Annotated in this window: 24 protein-coding genes; 9 read left to right on the top strand and 15 right to left on the bottom strand. The window is 42.8% G+C overall.

Translation table 11 applies throughout. The features are described 5' to 3' along the window. Positions 1-64 precede the first annotated feature (64 nt). Complete coding sequence (locus LC20001_RS04800) at positions 65-823, bottom strand: MerR family transcriptional regulator (RefSeq protein ID WP_010011895.1); 759 nt, start codon at positions 821-823, stop codon at positions 65-67. Positions 824-993: 170 nt separating this feature from the next. Here LC20001_RS04800 and LC20001_RS04795 point away from each other — a divergent pair, with 170 nt between their 5' ends. From LC20001_RS04795 to LC20001_RS04775, 5 genes are all read left to right on the top strand, one after another. Next, the gene (locus LC20001_RS04795; RefSeq protein WP_010011897.1) at positions 994-1,398 is read left to right on the top strand and encodes a VOC family protein; all 405 of its coding nucleotides are present in this window, start codon (positions 994-996) and stop codon (positions 1,396-1,398) included. Positions 1,399-1,519: 121 nt separating this feature from the next. Beyond that, complete coding sequence (locus tag LC20001_RS04790) at positions 1,520-1,846, top strand: PadR family transcriptional regulator (RefSeq protein ID WP_010011899.1); 327 nt, start codon at positions 1,520-1,522, stop codon at positions 1,844-1,846. A gap of 1 nt (position 1,847) precedes the next feature. Next, entirely contained in the window at positions 1,848-2,180 is a 333-nt protein-coding gene (locus LC20001_RS04785) for a DUF1048 domain-containing protein (RefSeq protein ID WP_010011900.1), read from the top strand. Positions 2,181-2,191: 11 nt separating this feature from the next. Further along, the gene (locus LC20001_RS04780; RefSeq protein ID WP_010011901.1) at positions 2,192-3,109 is read left to right on the top strand and encodes an ABC transporter ATP-binding protein; all 918 of its coding nucleotides are present in this window, start codon (positions 2,192-2,194) and stop codon (positions 3,107-3,109) included. Between the two features lie 3 nt (positions 3,110-3,112). After that, positions 3,113-3,871, top strand: coding sequence for an ABC transporter permease (locus LC20001_RS04775; protein ID WP_010011903.1), 759 nt, complete (start codon positions 3,113-3,115; stop codon positions 3,869-3,871). Between the two features lie 249 nt (positions 3,872-4,120). Here the strand turns inward: LC20001_RS04775 and LC20001_RS14580 are convergent, their stop codons facing one another. Further along, positions 4,121-4,345 (bottom strand): group II intron maturase-specific domain-containing protein, encoded by a 225-nt coding sequence (locus LC20001_RS14580; RefSeq protein ID WP_225358755.1) that lies wholly within the window; start codon positions 4,343-4,345, stop codon positions 4,121-4,123. Between the two features lie 12 nt (positions 4,346-4,357). On the opposite strand from LC20001_RS14580, the gene LC20001_RS04765 reads away from it, so the two are divergent. Then, positions 4,358-4,546, top strand: coding sequence for a hypothetical protein (locus LC20001_RS04765; protein ID WP_010011906.1), 189 nt, complete (start codon positions 4,358-4,360; stop codon positions 4,544-4,546). Between the two features lie 90 nt (positions 4,547-4,636). On the opposite strand, the gene LC20001_RS04760 is transcribed toward LC20001_RS04765, so the two are convergent. The 7 genes from LC20001_RS04760 to LC20001_RS04730 all read right to left on the bottom strand — a co-directional run bounded on the left by LC20001_RS04760 (position 4,637) and on the right by LC20001_RS04730 (position 11,347). Next, positions 4,637-4,828, bottom strand: coding sequence for a hypothetical protein (locus tag LC20001_RS04760; protein ID WP_010011907.1), 192 nt, complete (start codon positions 4,826-4,828; stop codon positions 4,637-4,639). 35 nt (positions 4,829-4,863) lie between these two features. Beyond that, the gene (locus LC20001_RS04755; protein WP_050781709.1) at positions 4,864-5,580 is read right to left on the bottom strand and encodes a YczE/YyaS/YitT family protein; all 717 of its coding nucleotides are present in this window, start codon (positions 5,578-5,580) and stop codon (positions 4,864-4,866) included. A gap of 150 nt (positions 5,581-5,730) precedes the next feature. Continuing rightward, entirely contained in the window at positions 5,731-6,582 is an 852-nt protein-coding gene (rhaD, locus tag LC20001_RS04750; RefSeq protein WP_010011909.1) for a rhamnulose-1-phosphate aldolase, read from the bottom strand. Positions 6,583-6,869: 287 nt separating this feature from the next. Continuing rightward, the gene (locus LC20001_RS04745; RefSeq protein WP_010011911.1) at positions 6,870-8,135 is read right to left on the bottom strand and encodes an L-rhamnose isomerase; all 1,266 of its coding nucleotides are present in this window, start codon (positions 8,133-8,135) and stop codon (positions 6,870-6,872) included. 74 nt (positions 8,136-8,209) lie between these two features. After that, on the bottom strand, positions 8,210-8,524 hold the full coding sequence (gene rhaM / locus LC20001_RS04740; RefSeq protein WP_010011913.1) for an L-rhamnose mutarotase: 315 nt from the start codon (positions 8,522-8,524) through the stop codon (positions 8,210-8,212). A gap of 43 nt (positions 8,525-8,567) precedes the next feature. After that, positions 8,568-10,022, bottom strand: coding sequence for a rhamnulokinase (gene rhaB / locus LC20001_RS04735; protein WP_010011914.1), 1,455 nt, complete (start codon positions 10,020-10,022; stop codon positions 8,568-8,570). Between the two features lie 20 nt (positions 10,023-10,042). Continuing rightward, positions 10,043-11,347, bottom strand: a complete 1,305-nt coding sequence (locus LC20001_RS04730) for an MFS transporter (protein ID WP_010011916.1) — start codon at positions 11,345-11,347, stop codon at positions 10,043-10,045. Between the two features lie 130 nt (positions 11,348-11,477). Between LC20001_RS04730 and LC20001_RS04725 the strand changes: the two genes are divergently transcribed. Together LC20001_RS04725 and LC20001_RS04720 are read left to right on the top strand one after the other, a co-directional pair. Beyond that, complete coding sequence (locus LC20001_RS04725; RefSeq protein ID WP_010011917.1) at positions 11,478-12,470, top strand: AraC family transcriptional regulator; 993 nt, start codon at positions 11,478-11,480, stop codon at positions 12,468-12,470. Between the two features lie 207 nt (positions 12,471-12,677). Continuing rightward, positions 12,678-13,799 (top strand): NAD(P)-dependent alcohol dehydrogenase, encoded by a 1,122-nt coding sequence (locus LC20001_RS04720; protein WP_010011918.1) that lies wholly within the window; start codon positions 12,678-12,680, stop codon positions 13,797-13,799. A 102-nt stretch (positions 13,800-13,901) separates the two neighbouring features. Here the strand turns inward: LC20001_RS04720 and ltrA (LC20001_RS04715) are convergent, their stop codons facing one another. The 6 genes from ltrA (LC20001_RS04715) to nagE all read right to left on the bottom strand — a co-directional run bounded on the left by ltrA (LC20001_RS04715) (position 13,902) and on the right by nagE (position 21,388). Continuing rightward, a complete protein-coding gene (gene ltrA, locus LC20001_RS04715) occupies positions 13,902-15,290 on the bottom strand; it encodes a group II intron reverse transcriptase/maturase (protein ID WP_010011919.1) in 1,389 nt (462 codons plus the stop codon). A 477-nt stretch (positions 15,291-15,767) separates the two neighbouring features. After that, positions 15,768-15,998, bottom strand: a complete 231-nt coding sequence (locus tag LC20001_RS04710) for a hypothetical protein (RefSeq protein ID WP_010011921.1) — start codon at positions 15,996-15,998, stop codon at positions 15,768-15,770. Between the two features lie 27 nt (positions 15,999-16,025). Then, entirely contained in the window at positions 16,026-16,220 is a 195-nt protein-coding gene (locus tag LC20001_RS04705; protein WP_010011923.1) for a hypothetical protein, read from the bottom strand. A 149-nt stretch (positions 16,221-16,369) separates the two neighbouring features. Then, entirely contained in the window at positions 16,370-17,359 is a 990-nt protein-coding gene (locus LC20001_RS04700) for a zinc-binding alcohol dehydrogenase family protein (protein WP_010011924.1), read from the bottom strand. Positions 17,360-17,546: 187 nt separating this feature from the next. Further along, a complete protein-coding gene (gene ltrA, locus LC20001_RS04695) occupies positions 17,547-18,929 on the bottom strand; it encodes a group II intron reverse transcriptase/maturase (RefSeq protein ID WP_099267123.1) in 1,383 nt (460 codons plus the stop codon). 482 nt (positions 18,930-19,411) lie between these two features. After that, positions 19,412-21,388 carry an N-acetylglucosamine-specific PTS transporter subunit IIBC gene (gene nagE, locus LC20001_RS04690; RefSeq protein ID WP_010011925.1) on the bottom strand — a complete coding sequence of 659 codons (1,977 nt, stop codon included), beginning with the start codon at positions 21,386-21,388 and terminating at the stop codon, positions 19,412-19,414. Between the two features lie 355 nt (positions 21,389-21,743). On the opposite strand from nagE, the gene LC20001_RS04685 reads away from it, so the two are divergent. Further along, a complete protein-coding gene (locus LC20001_RS04685; RefSeq protein WP_010011926.1) occupies positions 21,744-22,883 on the top strand; it encodes a helix-turn-helix domain-containing protein in 1,140 nt (379 codons plus the stop codon). The last annotated feature ends 23 nt before the right edge of the window (positions 22,884-22,906 follow it).

The raw sequence follows: 22,906 nt of genomic DNA, 5'->3' as shown, positions 1-22,906 counted from the left end.
GCCAGCCGCAAAATGCGGCCATCAATCAGTTCCTACGCTACCTACGCGCGGCAATCCAATGATGTTAGTCGTGAGCATATTGTTGAATAATTCGGTTGAGCCAGTTTGCCGCTTCCGGTGAATGAGCGCCCTCATTATAGTATTTTGCAAACCGTGGATCATTGATATACATTTCGCCCAATCCCCGATGAGCTGCAGCAGAATAAGTGGACCAAGAGTAGCTGAGCCATTTTTTATGGCGCGTAAAAACACGCCTTGCTGCTGGACTATTAAGCTGCTGACTAGCGATCACTTCAGCCAACGTTACCATTAGTTCCGCATCAATGCGTTCCATCGCGCCCATTTCAGCGGCGGTTAAGTTCAAATATCGCTGATTACTTTGCGCGACCGCTTCTTCACCATACTTAGCTCTAATTTCTTTACCATAGTTATTTTCATTTGTTGCGACCTGTTCGGCTTTAAAAGCCGCAAATTTTTCTTGATCAGTCATTGTGGTGACTCCTTTCTCTGTGTCCAATACCTGATCCAGCGTCTGCAGTAAACGTGCTAAACGCGCTTGCTCATGCACAATTTTGGTACGCTGTTGCCGCAGGGCTTGCATGCGCGTCGCTGCTGGCTGCTGAATGATCTGCTGGATCTGGTCTAATTTCAGTTCAAACAAACGGAGAAAACAGATCTCCTGTAGACGATCAACCTCGGTTTCACCATATAACCGGTAGCCGTTTGTATCACGCGGTGCTTTGAGCAAGCCAATTTGATCATAGTAACGTAAGGTTCGCGTGCTGACCCCAGCTAACTGTGCTAATTGTTGAATCGTATACACTTGAACACCTCCATTTGTATTTATTCCGTAAATCACTTGCTTATAAGTTAGCTTACAGGTTAACGTAACGTCAAGGTCAAGGCTTTTTCCAGTTACGCAAAAAAGTTTTTATGTTAGCGTTACCATGATAAACTAAAAATAAAATAAGTTATTTAAGGAAGTGTATTTGCATGGAACAAGATCGGCCAATTTCATTTTTTAGTTTCCCCGGCACCGCTGCAGCCGCTGTGAATTTTTATGTGCAACTTTTTCCCAATAGCGAATTGATCGAACTAACTTATTTCGGTGACGAGCAACCAGAATTGACCGGTAAAGTTTACAACGCCAGCTTTACACTCATGGGGCAATCATTTTACGCCCTCGACTTCACTCCAAAAGAAGCGCCGCCTGCCAGCTGGCAGACGTCACAATTCATTGAATTTAGTGACACTCACCTATTTGACCGCATTTTCACAACATTGGCTAGTTCTGGTCACGTTTTGATGGGACCTGAACCAATCGCTCAATTTGATAAAGCCGCCTGGGTCACTGATCAATTCGGCATTACGTGGCAATTAGTTCATCGCGCTGCATAATCTTCTTATCGTAGTCAATTTGACTACGATATTTTTTTATTTAAATGAGTTGACAACATAGCTACCTCGTTATACTATGTAGCAGTACTCATTAATACAAAGTAGTGGGGGTTATCAAAAGATGAAAATTTCGACGGAAATGCTAAAAGGTGTTCTCGAAGGTATCGTTCTGCAAAAAATCAGCACCGGCGAAACCTACGGCTACGAGATCACCAAATACCTTAATGATCACGGCTTTGAAGATGTCGTCGAAGGAACTGTTTATACTATTTTAATGCGTTTGGAAAAACATCAACTGGTCACAGTCGAAAAGAAAAAGTCTAGTCTAGGGCCTGCACGTAAGTTTTATCGCTTAAATGCCGCTGGTGAAACTACCCTAGCCACTTTTTGGCAGCATTGGGCTTTTCTATCCGCGCAAATGGCTAAATTACAAGGGGAGGATGATTAATATGATCAATTATTTAAAAAAAATGCGGGCAGAAAAGAAAACTTATCGTGATTATCGCAAACGAGTCAACGCTTTACCACCAGAGTTCAAACAAGCACAGGATGCTTTAGAAAAGTATCTAATGAATTGGGCTAAAGGCAGTGGTATTTACGATATATTAGGCTCAGTCCTGGAAATGTTCGAAGCGGCAGCTGCTGATGGCTCCAGCGTTGAAGATGTCGTCGGTGCTGATATCGCCGACTTTGCTGATAATCTACTCAGCGAATACCCTGAAGAAACTTGGATCGATAAAAAACGTAATCAATTGCGTAAAAGTTATAAAAAAAATAGTTAGGAGGACCCACCATGCCTAAAATCATCACCATTGAACGAATTCAAAAACAGTTCAAAGAACAAAAAGTCTTAACTGGGGTCAGCCTCGATGTCACTCGTGGCAGTATCTACGCCTTACTTGGTGCCAACGGGAGTGGTAAAAGCACTTTACTAAAAATCATTACAGGATTACTTGATGCAGATGCGGGTGCAGTCACTGTTAACCAACTAGATGTCAAAACAGATTTACGTAAGATCCAACGTTTATTCAGTTTTAGTGCACAAAATTCAACGGTCGACGATGTTTTGACCGGTAGCGAAAATTTAGTTTTGATTGCCAAGCTACGGCATATCAAACAGCCGCAACAAGTTGCTAACGATCTTTTAGCACAATTTAAATTGACCGCTGCGGCTAATAAACGAGTTGCTGATTATTCTGGCGGAATGCGGCGGCGACTAGATCTGGCGATGAGTTTAGTCGGCGATCCGGAGATTCTTTTTCTCGATGAACCAACCACCGGCCTGGATCCGACTAGTCGCAACGATCTATGGCAAGCAATTCGTGGTCTAAAACAGCAAGGCAAAACGATTTTCTTGACCACACAATATCTAGAGGAAGCTGACCAATTGGCTGATGAAATTGGTTTTCTTGGTCAAGGTACGATCATTGCTACCGGCACACCAACAGAAATGAAACATTTAGCGGGACCAGAAAAAATGCTACTGACCTTTGTAACACCGGACAAATTACAATTAGCGTTACCGCTACTCAAAAATTCCCAACCACAAACGACTGACGAGGTCACAATGACAGTGGTGCTGCCCGATAGTGTTACCACTGCATTAGAAGTTCTTTCTCTTTTAACAAAAAACGATTTGCAACCGACAAACTTCCAAGTCACCGCACCAACATTGGATGATGTTTTCTTGCAATTAACCAAGGAGGCTTAAGTGATGACTTTTATTAGCGATACTTTCACACTGGCTGGACGGCTGATCAAACATAATCTACGCAGTCTGGATACGATCATCACCGTTGTTTTGATGCCAATCGCTTTATTGCTATTAATGGTTTATATTTTTGGTGGCGCAATTCAGATCGATGGCATCAGCCACGCGCAATACGTCAACTATGTATTACCGGGCATCTTGCTAATGACAGTCGCCACTGGCTCTGCTTATACTGCACTACGGATCAATATGGACAAAACTTCCGGTATGTTTGACCGCTTCAAAACACTACCAATCTCAAAATCAGCTGTGCTCAACGGTCAAGCAGTAGCTTCAGTCGTTTTTATGATGACTTCAACTTTGATTGTTTTAGCAGTTGGGTTCATAGTCGGCTTTCGTAGCGATGCTTCCTTAGGTGAATGGCTGCTGGTACTATTACTGCTAATTGGTTTTGCAATTGCTGTCACTTGGTTATCAGTCCCCTTTGCCTTGGCAGCCAACAGTATTGACGGCGCCAGTGCCTTCTCTTACTTAGTGTTGTTACTGTTATTTATCAGTTCGGCCTTTGTACCCGTGACGGGGATGCCCAAGTTCGTCCGTATTTTTGCGGAAAACCAACCAATGACCCATGTGATCCAAGCACTCCGGCAATTACTGGCGGCCCAGCCGATCGGTGATCATGGCTGGATTGCATTAGCTTGGTTAGTCGGTATCACTATTGTTTCTTACTTGCTTGGTACACGAATCTACCGCCACGCATAACTTTAAAACGCGAGTAGGAAGTAATTGATTAGTTCAATTACCGTCCTCTCACACCATCGTACGTACGGTTCCGTATACGGCGGTTCAATAGTTTGAGTAAATGTGCTCGTACTGTTGGGCGATATCTTGATATCCCCAACGGGCGAGCACTTCGTTTTTCATCGAATAGTTGACGACACCGTGACCACTTATGGCCCAAGTAGCCCTTACGGGTATTGGCCCAAATCCAGGTATCGTGTCTGGAAATATCTAGATCAAATTGACGATTTTCGTGCCAATCTTCTTCCACTGTTTCCAGACATATTGACGCAATCGGTGCTTGAGCCACTGATTCAGCTCATGGATAAACTTCTTCATGTGACCAATGCCATAATAGTTGAGCCAGCCAGTCATTACTTGGCGAATTTCGTGCATAATCAGGTCAAGACTACGACCGCGATTACGTTTGGTGATTTGCTTTAGTTTAGCCTTGATTCGTAATTTGGCTTGATCGCAGCTGCGATCATCACTTATTTTGTTCAGGCAGCCGCGGTTTCACCTTTTATTGTTAGTTGTGTTTCCTTTATCTCGGCCTTTGTTATCAGCTATGTCGTCAGTCTCTTCACACCTGGCTATCACAAAAACATTGTCGGTTTAACCGTCGCAACTAAGGATCAAGAGTACACCGGTAAATAATACGCTGGTGGTGCTACCCTTTAATCTAAAAATAATAAAAGTAAAAAACTAGTGGCGCTGAATTAAACCTCAGCGCTACTAGTTTTTTTGTCAACCATGCTCAATTTTATTATTATCAACATTAAAAATAGCTTGTCGTGTCAGTTGCTCTAGATCTTGTAACTGATGGACATACACATGGTAGCACCGACTAGGCGTTTCCATCACATAAACATCGATTTCACTAAAATCGCCTAACGTTGTTAAGTAACTTTTTAGACCTTTGTAACTAAAACTTCGCACTTGCTTGACCTCCCTGCTCAAGCGACTGTCCTTATCTACTTATGTCCGGTAACCGATTGAACTGCAGTGACCCGTGACAGCCCGCTAATACCATAATGCTTTAAACGCTTAAAAGTATGTCCATCAAAGAAGCCAATGAACGTCCCCTGAAAAAACAAACAAACCACAGTGCCAATATTGACAGCAAATAAATGTCCGGACACAAGGAAAGTTATGAGCATGATCAATACTGGCGGAATATAATGGACCATTTGGGCAATCGTCGCACTGCCTTTTAAGTAGCGGAAGCGTAATATTTGCATGAAATCATCATTGGGATGCAACACAATATTGGCCCGTTGATAAATCGACGTTGCTAAAGCAACACAAAGAATACCAAAAATATCCACAACAACTCTTAATCCTAATGGTAGCTGATTAATACCTAAATGCACAATAGCCTGCGTAAATAATTGAATTAAATAACTAAACGGCGTGATAAAAAGTAAATTACCTAAAAAACGCCGCCACGAAAGTTTGCGGGTCAAAACCATATTTGCTAAGGCCACTAAAACACCGCAAATAAATAAGGTCAGCCGCAAACTTAAGGGCCATAAATGATATAAATTCACCGCCGAAGCAGTCCAAACGGCGCTTCCTAAATTAGTTGCAATGGTCAATGAATGGCCAGTCGCATTGATCAATAGTGATAAACCAAGATACCCCCAGCGCATCATTAAATCATTTGATCGTCGCTCATCGATGTTGCTCATCCCCTAACCAATTGAGCTTTAAATAACAAAGAGGTCGCAACATACATTACATATGTCACAACCTCTTTGTTTTTCGAACATTAGCGTTGAAGCATGTTCCATAAAGTAATTTTAACCACTTTATAAAACTCACTTACCATTGAAAGTAGACTATTTTTTACCTTCTACCAACGATTTCCCAGTTAAGAAATCAGGATTTGGTTTGATACTGAAACGAGCCGCCAAATCAGCCAAGTCTTTATCCGTAATTTCTTGTAAGAAATGGCCGCCTTGTGCTTGAACAGTTGTATAGATCAAAGCAGCTTTTTCAACTGTTTCGATCAAGCCAAAGGTTTCATCCATCGAATCACCAGCGGCAAAGATCCCGTGATGTGGCCACAAAACAACCCGGAAGTCTTTCATTTTAGCCGCAGTTGCTGCACCAATATCATTAGTACCAGGTGTCATATAAGGAATCACACCAAGACCTTCAGGGAAGACAACGATTGATTCTGCTTGCATTTTCCATAAAATACGGCTAAATGTTTTTTCATCTAACGGTACCGTGAAACTCATGCCAACTAAATTAGTTGGGTGGCAATGCATAACGATGCGTTGGTCAGAATCTACTTTTAGACGATTGATATGGGTCATCAAATGTGCTGGGAATTCACTGGTGGGTTGGCCGCCATCGTTGAAGCCCCAATGAATGTCGACACTATGGCCATCTGCGGCGATCTGAACCAAGCCAGCATCGCGTTCACAATGATCATAAACATTCTTGAAGTAGCGACCAGTACCAGTAACTAAGAAGTATTGACCCGCTAATTCACTAGCATCAAAATCAATTTTTACGTTACGCAATACTGTGTCAACATCAGCATATTGGCTGACTTCTTCTTTGGTCAAACGATAACTAACATTACCGCCATTCCGTTCGTCCCAGCCGTGAGTGTACAAACCGAGGGTGATTTTACGCATTTCGTCAGCATATGGTGAATTAATAAATTTTTCTTTAGTCAAGATCAATGATCTCCTTTTCGTTACTTAAGGATTTGTATTTTTTAAATCTGTTTCAGCGAAAATTGCTCCGTCTTTACACGGAGCAATAATCTTTTAGGTTAAAACGAGGTTGAAAAAGCATTGTCGTTTGTTCTTAACAACTCTATCTAACAAATACCAGACAGGGTTACTAATTCGCAAACCAGAGCCCTTTGTCGCCTAGCCTACTCCTTCACAATAGAGGGAGCTATTGCGTAGTAGTAAGCTAGTACGCAAAATCTGAACGCTTTTCCAGACACCTTCTTAGTTTAGTCACGCTTGAATTGAACGTCTTTTTCATATTGACGAATATTCTTCATCCAGTCCATGCCAACAGGTGTGCCATTGTCTTGGCAGAATTTATCCCAAACAGCGGCAAATGGATAAGATTTCAATTCTTCAGTTTCAACTAAACGTTGGGTGAAGTCGTAGTTCAATTCGGCTTTCTTCAATTGATCAATTGGTTCGAGCATAGCTTGTAATAAAGCCTTTTGTGTTGCGCGCGCACCAATGACCCAAGCTGCAACCCGGTTGATCGTTGCATCGAAGAAATCAAGGCCGATATTAGTCTTGCTTAATTCGTTGTCCCGAACCAATGAACGTGTGATCCGAACCAATGCTTCATCGAAGATAACAACATGATCACTATCCCAACGAACAGGACGAGAAACATGTAACATCAACCCTTTACCAAATGGTAAGAAGGCAGAGAACTTATCCGAAACATCTTCGGTTGGATGCCAGTGTCCAGCGTCGATCGTCCATAACTTGTTCCGGGTGATGGCATAGTTATTGTAGAATAAATGTGAACCAACCGTGTAAGATTCGATCCCTGTCCCGAATAATTTACCTTCGAAGGCTTCAATCGTGTTCTTTTCGTCATATTGTTTTTCGTCAATCGCGTCTAATGACTTGATTAAGCGCAAACGCGGTGTTGCTTTATCAACTGGATTGTCTTTAAAGCCATCTGGAATCCACAAGTTATTAACTGATTGTTGGCCTAATTGTTCACCGAAGTAATTAGCAACTGCACGAGTCCGTTTACCATGTTCGATCCAGAAATCACGGATACCTGCTTCAGGGCTAGCTAAAGTAAAGTTTTCCTTGACCTTAGGATGAGAGAAGAAGGTGCCGTTCATATCCAAGCCAATTCTTTCTTGTTTAGCCCAGTCGACCCAATACTTGAAATCTTCTGGTTCGATTTCGTCTAAGTCCTTCTTTTTATTAGTAACTGCATAAATAGCATGTAATTGAACTTTATGACTACCAGGAATCAATGACAATGCTTCGTGTAGATCGCCAGATAATTCATCTGGGGTGCGGGCAATACCAGGGTAGTTACCACTGACACCGATCCCACCAGTTAAGGCTTGACCTGGGAATAGGAAACCATGGATATCATCGCCTTGCCAGCAATGAAGTGACAATTTAACTTTCTTTAATTCTGCCATAACTGCTTCGGTATCAACACCAAGTTCAGCATAACGTGCCTTGGCAATTTCATAAGCTTGATCAACTGATTGTTTTTGAACCATTATAATAGCTCCTCTTTTTGCTAAGATTAGTTTTTTAAAATTTAAATCCTTAATTAATACAACTTACGCCGGCATTAATCTAAATGAAAGACTTCTTCAAGATCATCGGCTACCGGACTTTCATCAGGGTTTGTCTTCATGATCGGCGCCATATAGTGCCACCACTTCTTACAAATATCAGTATTAGCAATGGCATTATAAGCAGCAACATCAGGTACTTCCAAGTACGCCAAAGTCTGACCGTTAGCGCGATTGAGATAGATCGAATAGTTGGTAGCCCCATGTTCCTTAAGCGCAGTTTTCATTTCTGGCCAAAGTTCTGCATGCCGCTTAGCGTATTCGTCATAAGAATCTGGATTAATGTACATCACTTGTGCGATCCGCTTCATCAATTACACACCTCTCCTTACAAGTTTTGATTTATGACCTAAATTATTGGTTACTGGCCAAGAATGCTTGGTATTTAGCTAAAACACCTTGATAGGCATCTGCCTGGGGCACAAAGGTCTTTAAGTTGAATGAATCGGCGATCAAATGCCGCCCGGCAACCACATCCTTAAGCTCACCACTGGTGATCATCTGTACGATAATGTTACCGATAGCAGTTGCTTCACCTGGCCCAGCAACCACCGTCACGCCACCAAGATCCGCGGTCAACTGATTCATCAAAGCAACATTAGAGCCGCCACCGACAATGTTCAAGGTCGTGATCGGATGCCCGATGATCGTACTCAGTTTATGGACTGAATCCGCATAATATAAGGACAAATTATCGTAGATCGCCCGCGCAATTTCACCTGGTGTTTTGGGTACAAATTGGTTAGTTTCCTTAGCATAAGCCTGTAATTCTTGGATCATATTCTCCGGATTTTGGAAACGCAGATCGTTAACGTCAATGAAGACTTTAAACGATTCCTCCTTTTCCGCAAGTGCCGCCAATTCAGCAAAGGAATACTGATCGTTCAGTTCTTCTTTTACCTTTTGGATGATCCACAGGCCCATAATATTTTTCAGGAAACGGTAAGTCCCGTAAGCACCCCACTCATTGGTGTAATTCTCACGAAAAGCAGCCAACCCATTTTCTGGCGTATTAAGTTCGGCCCCCAGCAATGACCAAGTACCTGAACTTAGAAAGGCCCAGTTATCGCCAAAGCCTGGCGTACCAACAACTGCGCTGGCCGTATCATGGGTCGCGGTCGTAATCACATCAGTTTCCGGAATATCATAACGTTTACGCCATTTACGCCGGACAGCCCCTAATAAGGTGCCCGCTTCAACTAAATGCGGGAACTGATCAGCTTCAACATTAACTTCACTCATCAGATCTTTGTCAAACAGCCCTTGCCGTAAATTCAACATCTGCGTGGTTGACGCATTAGTGACTTCAGTAACTGCATTACCGGTCAGAATATAGCCTAAATAGTCTGGGATCATCATGATCTTATCCGTCTTTTCAAGAACGGCCTTATCTTCGGTATAAAGCTGATATAAGGTATTGAAATTCTGGAACTGAATACCCGTTTTTTCATAAATATATTCTTTTGGTAAGGTTGAAGTTAAATTAGTGATCGCTGAATTAGTTCGCGAATCACGATAGGCAATCGGATCATGTAATTTATTGCCATCTTCATCAACTAGCACGTAATCAACTGCCCAAGTATCAATACCTAAGTTAACGCGATTAATGCCGCGGGCTTTGATTTTGACTAAACCGGCTAATATTTCATCAACAAGATGGTCGATCTGCCAACAATCATGGCCATCTTCACTATTAAATCCATTTTTAAACCGATGCACTTCTTCAAGTTTCAACCGACCTTCAGCAACCGTGCCGAGGATCAAGCGACCACTTGAAGCACCGATATCAACTGCTACATACGTATTCATTCGTTAACACCTCAAATTCATTATTTATTCAGTGTATCGCGTTGACTTTGTGTCAGGAAGTCTTCCCCATATTGTTCCTTGGTGATCTCTTCCAAGCTCTTGCCGCGGGTCTTCGGTGTCCAAATGATCCCAACTAGCAAGGATACGATCAGAATTGCGATCATAATATAACCACCAACACTGAAACCAAGTTTTTCCATAATAGTTGGAACAAAAATCGTATAAGCACCGGCAGAAGCACGAACAATAAAGAACATAATACCTTGAGAACCAGCCCGGAACTGGGTCGGGAAAAGCTCAGTTGCCCATAGCGCATACCAAGCTTGAGCACCGATCCCGGCTGAGATCCCCCAAAGTGCGGCGAAAATCCATAATGCCCATGATTGACTCATCCCAAAGAGGGTCAAGATAATCCAGGAAAGTAATGCCATTGTTGCACCGATTGCGAAGAACAAACGATGATTAACTTTATCGCCATACTTGGCAAAACCAAAGTAAGTGCCACAAGCGGTCAATACCCAGATCACAATATTCAACAAACTAGATTGTGTTGCATCAAGCTTAACAACACTTTCAAAAATATACGGTAAAAACATACCTTGAGAACCAGCAACTAAATTCCATAAAGCGTAAACACCGATCAGGAAGAATAACCATTTGATGGAAGTTTTGTTGGAGAATAAGGTGCGGTACGGATGGGCATCTGCCTTGCTCTTATGTCCAGTCTTCTTTTCTTCCGCCTTCTGATCCAACCAATCTTGTGATTCTGGCAATGTCCGCTGCAAGTTCCAAGCGATAAAAGCAACGATAGCCAAACCAACAAAAATCAAGCGGTAACCTAACAAGCCTAATGGTGCGACCAATAATGCCGCAATGAAAATCACTGCTGGACCAAGTGACCAAGCAAACTGGGAAACCCCAATATTTTTTGCCCGTTCATTACCTGCAGCTGTTTCACCAATATATGACCAGGATGCTGGAACCCCAGCACCAACGGCGATCCCAGTGATGATGAAACCTGCTAACAGGAACGCAAAACTATTAGCAAATACGCACATCAAGCAACCGACCATATAAACTAACATGTCATAAACATAAATGAAACGACGGCCATACTTATCAGATAAAGGTCCCCCGATCAGTGCGCCTAAAGCGGCCCCAAATGCGTTAGCCGACAAGGCACCTAAAATACCTATTTGAAATGTGCTAAGACCAAAGTGTGAGCTCCAAGACGCCATCCCAACTGATCCGGCAACAATACAACCCGAATCAAGGAAATTTGTGATTGAAACACGTACCGTGGACTTTAATGATCCTTCAGCCATGCCTTAACCTCCTAAAAGAATAATAAATAATAATGACTTAATTGCAATTTCATATTAACCGCTTTCATGATATGATGGCAATATCATAAAGTCTGAACAAAAATATCATATTTACAGGAGGCACCTCGTTTTGAAGCAAAGTATCCTTGATTTACTTAAAGAACCCACGTTAATTGAACAAGAGCAAAAAAATAGTGATATTTTTCACGATGACATTCCAACCTCGGCCATTAATACCGGTTTATCTGCAACACGACATATACCAGTTTTAAATAATTATTTTTTCCGCAATAAAGATATTTATATTAGCAAGCATAATCGCTACGCCCCTTACCCGACGCACACCCACACTTTTCTCGAAATGAATTATATGTTGTCTGGTAAGGCCGATGAAATAATCAATGGTAAGAAGGTCCATTTAAAAGCTGGTGATTTAGTGTTATTAGATGTTGGTAGCCAGCATTCGATCGGTTATCTTGGCGACAATGATATTTTGATCAACCTGCTATTTAGAGATCAAAATATCAGCATCAACTTGTTAAACGATCTGCGCCGCAATAAAAGTATTCTTTATGAATTTCTAATTAATCGGGTAACTAATAAGGATGGTGATCCACAAAACAATTATTTGATCTTCCATAAACAGGCCGAAAATAGTGAAGTTCGCGTGACTTTAGATACAATCATTGAGGAATATTTTTCCAATCGCGAATTTTCCGATTCAATCATTAAGAGTTACCTCTCGATTTTATTGACACAATTGGTTCGTAACTATACCATTCAAACAAAACAGGCCTCGTCCAGCCAACAGTTAATGATCAAGATCCTACGTGACATCATTCAGAACTACCAAAATATTACTTTAGATAAAATTGCTCGGAAATATAATTATAATAAGAACTATTTGAGCAATATCTTTAAACAAGAGGTTGGCAAAACCTTTTCTGAAGCATTAACACAAGAACGCATGATCCAAGCCCATACTTTGATCACTTCAACGACCCTACCGATCACTGATATTATTGAGAAAGTTGGGATTTCAAACAAAAATTTTTTCTATGATAAATATAAAAAGCAATACCATATCATGCCCAGTGCTGCACGCAAACAGGCCAGCAAATAACTGTTAATATGTATATATGATACTAAAAATTATGAATAGATGCTGTCAGTTTCATGAAGCAGCTATTATAAAGCGCTTTATAAATTAGATAACGTTATCATATCTTCACCACTTAGCTTAATCAGTCCTTGAGTGATTGCATTCGTAATATTTATGTGAAATAATTCTCAATGAAAACAAATTTAGTCCATCAAGGAGTGACATATATTGAAAATTCAGGCAGCTGTTGTTGATAAACAAGGTGCACAATTCACAATGAAGAATGATATCGAACTTGCGGAAATGCAAGACGACGATATTCAAGTCCACATGGTAGCAAGTGGTGTTTGCCATTCTGATGAAGCATTGCGTAAAGGTGATGCTACAATTGGTTACCCGATCATTCTCGGCCATGAAGGTTCTGGGATCGTTGAAAAAGTCGGCTCCCATGTACAAAACTTCAAGCCTGGTGATCATGTGATCATGTCGTTTTATGCTTGCGGCAATTGTGAAAATTGTCTAAAAGGTATCCCAACTCAATGTTTACATTATGCGGATAACAACCTTTCCGGTGTCCGCCCTGATGGAACTGCACACTTTACTGAAAATGGTGAAAAAATTGCTGATATGTTCGATCAGTCTTCATTCACCACGACCACGGTTGTTCGGGAACGTAATGCAGTCAAAGTTCCTAAGGATCTAGACCTACGGAAATTAGGACCTTTAGGCTGTGGTTACGTCACTGGTAGTGGTACCGTTTTGAACACACTACAACCACGTCCTGGTGATACGATCGCGGTCTTCGGTACTGGTGCCGTCGGTTTGGCTGCCATGATGGCCGGCCGGATCTCTGGTTGTACTCGCGTTATCGCCGTTGATATCGTTGACGAACGTTTGGCCTTGGCTAAGGAATTAGGCGCAACTAACACGATCAACAGTAAAAATGAAGATCCAGTTGCAGCTATCAAAGCACTGACAAACGGTCATGGGGTCACTTATGCAGTTGATACAACTGGGGTCACTGCCGTAATGGAATCTTCTATTAAAGCATTGGCACAAGGCGGTGTCTCTGCATGTATCGCCGTTACTGCACACCACATTGATGTTGACACTTGGAATGATCTTTGTGTTGATGACAAATCTGTGATTGGTGTTAACATGGGCGATTCAATTCCACAAATTGATATCCCACGTTTACTTGAATTTTATCGTCAAGGAATGTTTGACTTCGATAAAACTGAAAAGTTCTACAAGTTTGCAGAAATCAACCAAGCTAACGCTGATTCCATCAGCGGCAAAACGATCAAGCCAATTTTGGTCATTGATCCTGACTACCAACCAGGTAAATAACTTAAATTTTCTTCATAGTCTATAGAATCGAGTAGGAAGTAATTGATTAGTTCAATTACCGTCCTCTCACACCATCGTACGTACGGTTCCGTATACGGCGGTTCAATAGTTTGAGTGAATGTGCTCGTACTGTTGGGCGATATCTTGATATCCCCAACGGGCGAGCACTTCGTTTTTCATCGAATAGTTGACGACACCGTGACCACTTATGGCCCAGTAGCCCTTACGGGTATTGGCCCAAATCCAGGCATCGTGTCTGGAAATACCTAGTTTGATCAAATTGACAATTTTCGTACCAATCTTCTTCCACTGTTTCCAAGCATATTGGCGCAATCGGTGCTTGAGCCACTGATTCAGCCCATGGATAAACTCCTTCATGCGACCAATGCCATAATAGTTGAGCCAGCCAGTCATTACTTGGCGAACTTCGTGCATAATCAAGTCAAGACTACGACCGCGATTACGTTTGGTGATTTGCTTTAGTTTAGCCTTGATTCGTAACTTGGCTTGGCGATGGGGGCGCAACCGCGCTCCCTGCTTAGTCGGTGAAATACAGAAACCTAAAAACTTCTGTTTAGTTGGACTGCCAACGATACTCTTTACTTGGTTGACGGTTAGTTTCAGTTTGCCCTCTAGGTACTTGGTACAACTGGCTAACACGCGCGTACCCGCACGTTTACTTTTGACATAAATATTACAGTCATCGGCGTAACGCACAAATTTATGGCCCCGCGCTTTAAGCAGTTGGTCAAATTCATTTAGGTAAATATTCGCTAACAACGGCGACAAATTGCCACCTTGTGGTGTACCTTGTTCATTGGCAATGAGCAGTTGGTTGACCATGATACCGCTGGTCAGAAAGCGGCGAATGAGCCGTAGAACCATTGATTCATGAATATCTCGTGCTAGAATTGCCATTAACTTATCGTGATTCACCGTGTCAAAGTATTGTTTCATATCCAAGTCCACGACTACTTTGTAGCCCTCATTGTAGTACCGACAGGCACGTAATAGCGCCTGATGCGCACTGCGTTGTGGGCGAAAGCCATAACTATTATCGATAAACTTTGGTTCGTAGATTCGATTCAAAACTTGCGCCACCGCTTGTTGCCGTAACCGATCAATAACCGTAGGAATGCCCAGCTTACGCTGCCCACCATTCGGTTTCGGGATTCGTACCCGTTTGACTGGCTTAGGCTGATAATGGCCCGTTCTAACTGCTTCAATTAGCGACTCGCGGTGTTCCTTTAGGTAAGGTAACATCGCCTTAATCGACATACCATCAATTCCCGCAACACCTTTATTTCGCTTAATCCGCAGATAGGCGTCATTCAGGTTGTTACGTTTCAAGATAGCGTCCATTAATTTGGTTTCACCAACCAACTGATTTACTTCACCGCCAATAGTACTACGCGCTCCGGCATAACCTTTGGCTTCCAGCCTATTCCTCTGTCGGTAGTCAGCTAATTCTGTTTTCTGCGATTTTCGCACTATTGTCACCTCCATAATCTCAGTTGATTTACTATTGTTCAGCCCTTCGGTCTACCAAAGATAGACTTACTATGACCTCGGCTGACTCCTGCTAATCTCAGCCCACCATCACTGCTGGGTTTGCCATATTCCGTCGCGCTATAACTTGACTAGCAGGCCTCCCCGGATAAGAACGTCAACTTTCGTAACATGTCACCGTCAGCTTTACCGTCATGACTTCGAGTAGTATTGGACTTTAGTGTGTGTAGCCACCTTATCCAGTCATCTTCGGCCTTATAGCTGCTTCTTGTTCATCGGTGCGGTACTTTGCTCATCAGGCTTCCTTCAGATTCCACCTCGCGATGGACACCCTTGCCCTTGGCTAGCGGTTCCGACTACTACGGCCCGCAACGGACTTTCACCGTCTAGCTGACGCCCATGCCGAGCGCACCGCGAAAAAGCCATCCACAAAATAGTCGGTGACTTTTTTGTTTGCTGCTATTTAGCGGCAACCGGAATATAGAGACGAAAAGCGCCCGTTCCAGTGATCAGTGGCGTGATCACCTCTAAATTATGATTGGCCGCCACTACATATTCGGCTGACTGTGCTAAAATCCCATAGGCATCAGCAATAAATTGATCAGCCGCTGCTCGCTGCTTAATTGTAGTTGTAAATACAGCATACAAACCAGCAGCCACCAAATAATTGGTCTCCAATGGATCAGTCATCGCTACTTTGACACCAACTAAATAATTCTACTCATCCGTTGCAAAATTAACCCCATAAAACTCATCATCAACTGCAGTGGAAGTCAAAGCTGCCTGTTCCGCCTTTAATTTGGCAATCAACTCAGTCTTAGCTTCACTCATCCCTGCTAAATCAGTCACCGGAACCACCGCTTCTAACCCAATAATGATCTGTGCCGGTAGCGTGATTATTTCTAATACCATGTTTGATCGACTCCTTCCAATAAGGGGACTCTCATTCCTACCCTAATAGTAGCATCTCGCTATCAGCAACTAAACTTTGCAGCATGTTATGCTTATGATCAAGTCTAAAAAATGCTCACCTAGGATAAGCCCTAAGGTGAGCATCTCTACTATACAATCAAGGTGATTTTACCAACCGTATGGCCAGCAGCAAGTAATTCACTGGCGGCATTTAAATTAGCAGCATTTAAGCCTTGATAAGTTTTAGTTGTGATCGATTTTAAATCACCAGCAGCTAGTAGATCAGTTATTTGACTGAGAATCTGGCCTTGACTAGCCATGCGGTATTGCTCGCGTGCTTTGGTAAACATAAACTCCCAATCAAAGGATAACGCCTTATTTTTCAATAGTGCGATATCAATCGGCTTTTGTGTGCCGACGATCGTACCAATATGTCCAAAAGGTTTAGCCAGCTCGACCATCCGCGGTAGATAACTTTCAATGCTATAAAATACCGCAATGGCATCGAATTGGTTATCAGCAAATTGCTCTAAACTATTCGGTTGTCCCGCATGATAATCAACTGGAACATCCACGCCATGCTGGGTCAACCAATCAAAATTACGCGGACTAGCAGTCGCATATACGGTTAACCCTGCCCATTTAGCCAATTGACTAGCCACCGAACCAACGCCACCAGCACCGTTGACGAGTAGGATTGATTTACCTTTATTCGCACCAGCTTGAGCAATAAAATTAAATTTTTCAAACAATAATTCGTACGCTGTTAAACTAACTAGCGGAAAAGCCGCCGCTTCCGCAACCGCCAGTTGTGCCGGCTTTTTGGCAACTAACCGTTCATCGATCAATTGTGCTTCCTGAAAACTGCCATCACGCGTGGTCGTCCCGGCATAGTAAACTTGATCACCAATTTGAAAATCAGTCACCTGCTCACCGACACCGATCACCGTACCCACACTATCATAACCAACGATGCGCAGATCACCAGCTTTAAAAGTCGCTACATGCTTTAGATCAACTGGATTAAGTGAAACTGCCGCAACCTTTACGAGTAAATCGTGGCCTTGCGCTAACTCACTTTCTTTTTGTCCGTCAATAAACTGACCCTGATCAATTTCAATGGTTTTAATTGTTGTCATCTATATAATCGCTCCTATTCCGTAATCAAGGTAAAAAGCGTTAAATACAGCTTAGCCCCTTATACTAAAGTAATATAGGCTGGTGCTGCCTTTAGGTCAAGCATTAACAATCGAGTAGGAGGTAATTGTAAGTTACCGTCCTCTCACACCACCGTACGTACGGTTCCGTATACGGCGGTTCAATAATTTAAGCACTCTGAATTTGCTGGAGCGTCTGACTCAAGTTAATGAGTCCACGACGTTCCAGCTCTTTGTTAGTTAGGGTACGGCACAGCGTTTTACTATGCGCTGTCCGCCAGTACCCTTTACGCGTGTTAGCGGATAGCTTAGCTTCATCTTTCGTAAATCCTAATCCGCTCAAGTTGTTCTCTCTAGTTTTGGCTTTCTTCCATTGTTTCCAAATGTACTGGCGAATACGTGACCGCAGCCACGCATCTAATTCCGTGATGAACCGCTTCATTCTACCCAAGCTGTAATACTGCAACCAACCGCGCATCTTTTGACGAATCTCTGCCATTATTTGGTCTTCGGATACACCACGATTACGCTTAGTCAGCCGCCTCAATGCTTGTTTAACTCGCTGCTTCGCTGACCACACCGGATAGGGAAAAGCCCTACCTTTAGTGTGGCCCAACGTAAACCCTAAGAACTTCATTCTGTTGGTGGCGACCACTTGTGTCTTTTCCTGATTGAGCATGAGTTTTAACTCATGCTCGAGAAAACGAGTCACACTAGCGAGGACTCGTTGGCCCGCGCGTGGACTTTTAACAAAGATATTGCAGTCATCGGCGTAACGGACAAATTCATGACCGCGCCTAGCTAGTTCTTGGTCGAATTCGTTGAGATAAATATTCGCTAACAGTGGCGAGATCGGCCCGCCTTGCGGTGTGCCTTTCTCACTGCGTTCAAACAATTGCCCATTCATGGTGCCACTAGTCAGAAAACGGCGAATGAGCCGTAGTACCCAGCGGTCACTAATTCGCTGCTTGAGAAACTTCATAAGCATGTCATGATTAACCGTATCGAAGTAGGCCTTCAAATCCAGATCAACCACATAGTGATAACCCGCATTATCTAGCTGAACGACCTGTTGAACTGCGTCATGTGCACTGCGTTGGGGTCGAAAACCAAAACTATTGTTGGCGAAGATCTGTTCATATATCGGCGAAAGGACCTGGGCCACGGCCTGCTGGACTAGCCGGTCGATCACGGTCGGAATGCCAAGCTTACGCGTTCCACCGTTGGGCTTTGGAATTGAGACTTGCTTGACTGGTGCCGGTTTATAAGTCCCATTGGCCAATTCTGCGAGTAATTCTTCGCGATGTACTTTCAGGTACGGTTTCAATTCATCAACGGTCATACCGTCAACTCCGGCCGCCCCTTTGTTCCTAACCACACGTTGATAAGCCAAATTCAGGTTGTTGCGGGCCAAAACTAATGCTTGAAACTGAGTGCCACTCATCTTTTCTCCTTCACCGGAGGCGATACTACGCGCCCCAGTTTGTCTTTGGTCTTCCAGACCTATCATCCGCTGGCGGTCAGCTTGTTCTGTTTTCTGCGATTTTCGCATCGTCTTCACTTCCAGTCGCAATATGAGTTATTATTGTTTGGTCCTTCATGGTTACCCACTACTATGACCTCGGCTGACTCCTGTACACTTAACCAGCCATTTCTGACTTGCTTTGAACTCATATTTCCTTGTCATTTGGGTATTCCCTAAGAAAATCAGGATTGTGTGTACAGGTCTCCCCGGGTAAGAACGTCAACTTTCGTACCATGTCACCGTCAGCTTTACTGTCGTAACTTCGGGTAGTATCGGACTTCAGTGTGTTTGGCCACCTTATCCAGTTACTTCCGGCCTTATAGCTGCTTCTTGTTCATCGGTGCAGTACTTTGCTCATCAGGCTTCCTTCAGTCTTCACCTCACGATAAAGGCCTTGCCTTTGGCTAGCGGTTCCGACTACTACGGCCCGCAGTGGACTTTCACCACCTAGTTGACGCCCATGCCGGGCGCACCAAAAAAGCACACTCAGATCTGAGTGTGCTTAAACCTTATTTAGTTGTCACCTGGGCTACTGCTGTATTCGTTACTAATTTTGCAGTCACTGGTGCTACCTTTAGATAGCCGACATGCGCCATATTGGTAATGATCACGATCATCGTTGTCTGCTTTCCGGCAGCTTTGATGGCATCTAAATCAACGTGAGCCACAACATCCCCGTGCTTAACTTCTTGGTCTGCTGCAACAGTTACTTCAAATGGTTCACCGTTTAGTTGTACCGTATCAATGCCCATGTGTAGCAAGATCTCCAAGCCCGCTGCAGTTTTAAAACCAATCGCGTGTTTAGTTGGAAAAACCGACATCACTTTAGCGTCAACTGGAGCCACAATTTCACCACTATCCGGCTCAATGGCAAAACCATCACCTAACATTTTCTGTGCAAACGTTGAATCATTCACATCCTCGATTGCAACGTATTGTCCGTTAGCCACACTGTACAAAGTTTCGGTCGCCCCAACAGTTACATCACCAGTGACTGGCATTGCCACCGGAGCTGCTGTTGATTCAATTTGATCAAGTGGTACCTTGGCTTGATTTATTTTAGCCAAAGCAGCGGCAACAAACTGAACTTCCGTCCCCACAACAATCTGCAGATTAGTTTTATCTAAAACGTTTAAGCCAGCAACGCCTGCAGCCTTGATCGCATTTTGATCGATTTTCGCCGTATCATTTAGCTGTAAGCGCAAGCGAGTCGTGCAGTTATCGACTACCTTAATATTATCGGTGCCACCAATCGCTGCGTAAATTTTCTTGGCGGCAATCGAATATTTGTCATCGTCATCCCCAATAGCGACGCCCACAGTGGCATCATTATTGGTAGCTATCGCTTCGCGTCCCGGCGTCATTAAATTAAATTTCTTAATGGCAAAATCAAAACCAAAGTAGTAGATCACTGCCATCACAACACCTTGTACCAACAACATCAATGGTTGATTGGCAATCGGTACTTTCAAACTCAAGATAAAGTCGACCAAGCCGCCACTAAAAGTGAAACCAGCGGTCCAGTGCATGGCAGCCGCGAAAGCTAATGATAAACCAGTGAAAACTGCGTGGATCACATATAGCGGCCAAGCCACAAACATAAAGGAAAACTCTAGCGGTTCAGTGACCCCAGTAAAGAAGGAAGCAAAGCCCGCGGCCAACATTAATGACGCGGTTTCCTTTTTCCGTTCTGGCCGTGCATTGCGATAAATTGCGTACGCGCCGGCAGGCAAACCAAACATCATCACTGGGAAAAAACCAGCCATGTACATCCCGGTAATGCCACGCGTTCCTTTACTAGCCCAGAAATTGCCAATATCGTTGATTCCGGCAACATTAAACCAGAAAACTGAGTTTAATGCTTGATGTAAGCCGGTTGGAATCAACAAACGATTGAAGAAACCATATAAACCAGCGCCAATTGCGCCTAAACCAACAATAAATTTACCGAAGGCAACTAACGCCTGATAAATCGGCGGCCAAACAAATAGTAAGACTAACGAAATAACCAACATCGTTAAAGCAGCCATGATCGGCACCAAACGTTTCCCACTGAAAAATGAGATCGCCATTGGCAGCTTAACTTCATGGAAACGATTATACATCGTCGCCGCAACTAATCCGGCAATAATACCGATAAATACGTTAGAAGAAATCGCCGCAAACGCCGGATCAACCTTCGCTGTTGTAATGCCTAATAAAGTTGATACTTGCGCTGGAGCCAAGACATATGTAGGAACAATAAACGCTACGACACCAGCTAAAGCAGCTGAACCATCTTTATCTTGCGACATTCCTAAACCTAACCCAACGGCAAATAACAACGCCAAATTAGTCAAAATTGCGTTACCACCAGCTTGTAAAAACTGCGCTGCGGCCCAATTTTCTGGTAACCAATGACCAATACCAACTAAGATCGCTGCCGCCGGTAAAGTTGCAACAGGCAGCATTAGCGAGCGACCCATACGCTGAAAATAAGTTTTCATCCAAAGACCTCCAATATACTCACGAATCACGTTCTAGCCAAAATTGCACACCTGTATTCCTGAAATAAGCTATTAAAATTAAGTAGCATAAATACCACTATTGAAATTGGTATATATCAAAGCTAATCGCTAAAAGTCAATGCTTATCTAATCTAGTGTGTACATTAAGTATAACAGAGTTTTTTGGTATATTTTTCAGAAAACGATTACTTTCATGAAAAACTTATTAAATAAAACTATTTGCAGAAAGCATTTCTGTTTATTATAAAAAAGTTACAACCGACTTTATTGAAAACAAAACGGCTGAAACCGTTATAATAAGTTTATACTACTTAACGAACAAAGGAGTACATTCATGGTACAAACAAATCCACAGCTTAGTTTAATGCAACAATTTAGCCAGTTATTAAATTTTTCGTTTTGTGAATTTACTAGCTCTGGACAATTGATCACCCAAGTGCAACGCGATATGGCCGTCACCTTACACCCAACCCAAGTGGTGCAGCGACTGCCATTATTTAAATCAGCCCAACCACAGTTATTCACAGTGACGCATTGGCAACTACTAATTTTATGTATGCCTAAATTAACAGAACACCATTGGAATGGCTTTTGGCTGTGTTTTATTTCATTGGACGCACCAAGTATTAGTCATACTGCCATTGATAAAGATTATGTCCGCAAATTAGCCACAACGATTTATTTAGCGCTATATCATAAGGCAGCCACGCCAAAAATCCATTTAACACCAAAATTAGATAAATTGATCGCCGATTATTCATTACGTGATTTACTATTAGAGGAATTAAAAACTAACGAAGTCACGCATTATCAAGAAATGAACAGTATTTATGAGCGCGAAAAGTTATTACTCGCCGCAATTACTGCCGGTAATTTAAATCGTGCAACCAGTTTAGGTGATCAATTATTAGCGATCCCGGAATATATTGGTATGTTAAGCAATGATCCGCTTAGACGCATTAAGGAATTTATTATTGTCACAGTCGTTATCGTTTCTCGTGCTGCTAATGCTGGTGGTGTCCCAGCTGGCGAATCTTATTTCAAAGGCGATAAGTTGATTCGCGAAGCAGAAAAATCAGTTGATTTAAAAAATTACAAAGATTTTACTCGACAAATCATCGCTTACTACACACACTTGGTACAACGTTATCAACGCCAACAACTACCCACTACTGTCTACCAAGTAGAACAGTACCTGCAACAACATATTTATCAGCCACTAAGCGTTGAACAAGTGGCTGCGGCATTAAACTGTGCACCGGCGACTTTATCACACACGATCAAACAAGCCACTGGCTTATCACTAAAACAATTTATTTTACAACGTAAGGTAGTCGAAGGCCGTTATCTCTTAAAGTTTTCCAACCGCCCAATTCAAGAAATCGCCACTATGTTAAATTTTGCTGATCCAAGCCACTTCACCCGGGTTTTTCGTCACTATACTGGTACTACTCCTTCTAAATTTCGCCACTAAAAAATGAGCCCAAAAGCGGCTCA

The sequence above is a fragment of the Loigolactobacillus coryniformis subsp. coryniformis KCTC 3167 = DSM 20001 genome, assembly GCF_002706425.1.
Classification (GTDB): Bacteria; Bacillota; Bacilli; order Lactobacillales; family Lactobacillaceae; genus Loigolactobacillus; species Loigolactobacillus coryniformis.
This window is presented reverse-complemented; position numbering and strand designations above follow the sequence as displayed.